Annotated in this window: 5 protein-coding genes; 2 read left to right on the top strand and 3 right to left on the bottom strand. The window is 69.7% G+C overall.

What is annotated here, in order from left to right; genetic code table 11:
* Positions 1-54: 54 nt before the first annotated feature.
* The 3 genes from K0M70_RS04810 to rsmD are packed head-to-tail and all read right to left on the bottom strand — an operon-like array spanning position 55 to position 1,705.
* Entirely contained in the window at positions 55-558 is a 504-nt protein-coding gene (locus K0M70_RS04810) for a hypothetical protein (protein WP_290779988.1), read from the bottom strand.
* Positions 559-584: 26 nt separating this feature from the next.
* Positions 585-1,082, bottom strand: a complete 498-nt coding sequence (gene coaD, locus K0M70_RS04815; RefSeq protein WP_290779991.1) for a pantetheine-phosphate adenylyltransferase — start codon at positions 1,080-1,082, stop codon at positions 585-587.
* The gene (gene rsmD / locus K0M70_RS04820) at positions 1,079-1,705 is read right to left on the bottom strand and encodes a 16S rRNA (guanine(966)-N(2))-methyltransferase RsmD (protein WP_290779994.1); all 627 of its coding nucleotides are present in this window, start codon (positions 1,703-1,705) and stop codon (positions 1,079-1,081) included. The genes coaD and rsmD overlap by 4 nt, the downstream gene beginning before the upstream one ends.
* 56 nt (positions 1,706-1,761) lie before the next feature.
* Between rsmD and ftsY the strand changes: the two genes are divergently transcribed.
* On the top strand, positions 1,762-2,835 hold the full coding sequence (ftsY, locus tag K0M70_RS04825; RefSeq protein WP_290779997.1) for a signal recognition particle-docking protein FtsY: 1,074 nt from the start codon (positions 1,762-1,764) through the stop codon (positions 2,833-2,835).
* Positions 2,836-3,162 (top strand): hypothetical protein (locus K0M70_RS04830; RefSeq protein WP_290780000.1); only part of this gene is annotated, 327 nt, incomplete at its 3' end.

Here is a 3,162-nt window from a genome sequence, read left to right on the forward strand (position 1 = left end):
CCGCCCCCCCCCCCCCCCCCCCCCGGGCCGGGCCCCGCCCCCCCCCCCCGGGACTCACTTGGCTTCGACGAAGACGAACTTGCCGCCGGCCGCTTCCACCGCCGCCTGCACGCGGGCCTGGTCGGCCGGGCTGCCGATGAACAGCACCTGCGAGCCCTTCAGGGCGTTCGGGTCCGGCTCGGCGAAGGCGGCAACGATCAGGTTGGCCATCTGCGTGCTGTCGGGCGAACCGAAGGCCAGCATGTTGCCCGGCAGCACGGTGCGCTGCACGACCGTGGTCACGTTCTCGAGCTGGCGGTCGTACTGGGTCTTGCCGTCCTGGTCGCCTTCGGCCGGCTCGCTGCTGTTGTTGGGCAGGTAGTACGGGAAGATACGGTCGGTGACGCCGGCCTGGTTGGCATTGACCACGCGGCCCAGGTATTCCTTCCATGCGGCGTCGTCACCGTCGGTGGGCGCAACCAACGCGACCTCGACCTTGGCGGGCGCCTCGGCTTTCTCGCAGCCGGAAAGGACGGTAAGGGCAAGCAGCACAGCGATCGGGGCAAATACGCGATTCATGGCAACACCTCTTGTTTTAGTGGGTCTCAGGAACGCTTCCATCGGGCGGACAGGGCCTTGACGACGGCCGGATGCACGAAGCCGGACACGTCGCCGCCTAGCCGGGCAACCTCTCTCACCAGGCTGGAAGATATGAAGCTGTGCTGCTCGGCCGGCGTCAGGAACAGGGTCTCGACGTCGGGGATAAGGTGCCGGTTCATGCTGGCCAGCTGGAATTCGTATTCGAAGTCCGACACCGCGCGCAGGCCGCGCAGCAGCACGCCGGCGCCGACCTGGTGTACGAAGTGCGCAAGCAGCGAGTTGAATCCCATCACCTCCACGTTGCCGTAAGGCTGCAGGGCGATGCGGCAAAGCTCCACGCGCTCGTCCAGCGGCAGGGCCGGACCCTTGCCCGGGCTTTCGGCGACTCCCACCACGACCTTGTCGAACAGCGTGGACGCGCGAGCGACCAGGTCGATATGGCCGTTGGTGATGGGGTCGAAGGTGCCGGGATACAGCGCGACACGGTTCCGGGCCAGGCTCATGCCGTGGGTTGGACCTGCGGTGAGGGATCTGCGTGAAGTGTATCAGCGGTTTCCGGCGCTTGGCCGTTTCGGGTCTGGAACAACGTAAAGCGGACGTCGCGGGTCTGGCCCTCCCGATGCAGCCGCCATCCCTGCGGCCACGAAGCCTGCAACTTCGGCGGGCTTTCGACGTAGATCCACGCCCCGGGTGCCAGCCACGGCGCAAGCCCATGGGCCGCCGGCTCCCAGAGCCCGCCCTCGAAAGGCGGGTCCAGGAACACCAGGTCGAACCGGGCCGTGGGCGGGCCCGAAAGCCAGGCCAGCGCCTCCGCCTGCACCACCTGCACGCCCTCGAGCTTGAAGCGCGCCTGGCTGTCGCGCAGGGCCTGCGCCAGGGCCGGCTCACGCTCCACCAGCACCACCGCGGCGGCTCCGCGCGAGGCCGCCTCGAAGCCCAGCGCCCCGGTGCCTGCGAACAGGTCCAGCACCCGGGCCCCCGGCACCTTGGCCTGCAGCCAGTTGAACAGGGTCTCGCGCACCCGGTCGCTGCTGGGCCGCAGGCCGGGATGGTCCGCCACCGGCAGCTTCGAGCCGCGCAGGTGGCCGGCGATGATACGGACGAAGCCGGGCGGGCGCTGGTTCATCGGGGAGTCCGGGGGCCGGGTGGTAACATCTGGCCATTGTCCGCGAAAGCAGCGCGATGTTCGATTTCCTGAAGAAAAAGCCCGACAAACCCGCCCCGGCCAAACCCGCCGAGGCGCCCGCACGCACGGGCTTCAGCCCGGACGACCTGGCGCGCGCGTTCACCACGCACCAGGAAGAAAAGGCCGCCCGCGCCGAAATCGAGCTGGCGCAGGGCCGCGAGGCCATGCGCGGCACCCTGGGCGGCAGCCTGTTCGCACGCAGCCTGGGCGGGCTGTTCTCGCGCAACCCCAAGCTCGACGAAGACCTGCTGGACGAAGTGGAAACTGCGCTGATCAGCGCCGACGTCGGCATGCCCGCCACCACCGAGATCATCGAACGCCTGCGCAAGCGCATGAAGGCGCGCGAGTTCGCCGACGCCCAGGCCCTGCTCACCGCGCTGCGCAACGACCTGCTGGCCATCCTCAAGCCCGTCGCCAAGCCGCTGGTGATAGACGAAGCGGCCAAGCCCTTCGTCATCCTCACCGTGGGCGTGAACGGCGTGGGCAAGACCACCACCATCGGCAAACTGGCGCACCGCTTCCAACTGGACGGCCACAGCCTGATGCTGGCCGCGGGCGACACCTTCCGCGCCGCGGCCGTGCAGCAGCTGCAGGTGTGGGGCGAGCGCAACAACGTGGCCGTGATCGCCCAGGGCCAGAACGCCGACGCCGCCTCGGTGGCCTACGACGGCATCCAGGCCGGCAAGGCGCGCGGCATCGACATCCTGATTGCCGACACCGCCGGCCGGCTGCACACCCAGCAGGGCCTGATGGCTGAACTGGGCAAGATCCGCCGCGTCATCGCCAAGGTGGATCCGCACGCGCCGCATGAAGTGCTGCTGGTGATCGACGGCACCACCGGCCAGAACGCGCTCAACCAGCTGCGGCAGTTCCACGCCGCGGTGCAGGTGACGGGCCTGGTGGTGACCAAGCTGGACGGCACCGCCAAGGGCGGCGTGGTGTTCGCCCTGGCGCGCGAGTTCGGCATACCGATCCGCTTCATCGGCCTGGGCGAAAAAACCGAAGACCTGCGCGTGTTCGACCCCGAGGGTTTCGTGGACGCGCTGCTGCCCGGCACGCTGGGTGAGTGAATGACGGCGGCGACGGGCAAGCCCGCCCAACGCCGACGCTGGCCCTGGATGCTGGCCGTGTTCGCGCTGCTGCTGGTGGCGGGTGCGTGGTGGGTGAACCGCCAGCTTGAACCCAACCGGCTGACCGCCACGGTGCTTGGACGCCTGGGCACGTCGCTGGGGCTGGAGCTGAGCATCGATGGCACGCCCGAGTACGCGCTGCGTCCTGAGCCGCGGCTGGTGCTGCCCAACCTGGTGGTGCGCCAGCCCGGTGGCGCGGCGCCGCGGCAGCACGCCCCACGCCCCCAAGTCTCGGTGCCCGGGGCCACCCTCACCGGCCGCGGGGGG

Source organism: Arenimonas sp. (genome assembly GCF_019459675.1).
Taxonomy (GTDB): domain Bacteria; phylum Pseudomonadota; class Gammaproteobacteria; order Xanthomonadales; family Xanthomonadaceae; genus Arenimonas.

Excerpts from the sequence above, each read along its gene's own strand:
- coaD (WP_290779991.1), bottom strand. The coding sequence starts at position 1,082 with ATGAGCCTGGCCCGGAACCGTGTCGCGCTGTATCCCGGCACCTTCGAC.
- K0M70_RS04810 (WP_290779988.1), bottom strand. The coding sequence starts at position 558 with ATGAATCGCGTATTTGCCCCGATCGCTGTGCTGCTTGCCCTTACCGTC.
- rsmD (WP_290779994.1), bottom strand. The coding sequence starts at position 1,705 with ATGAACCAGCGCCCGCCCGGCTTCGTCCGTATCATCGCCGGCCACCTG.
- ftsY (WP_290779997.1), top strand. The coding sequence starts at position 1,762 with ATGTTCGATTTCCTGAAGAAAAAGCCCGACAAACCCGCCCCGGCCAAA.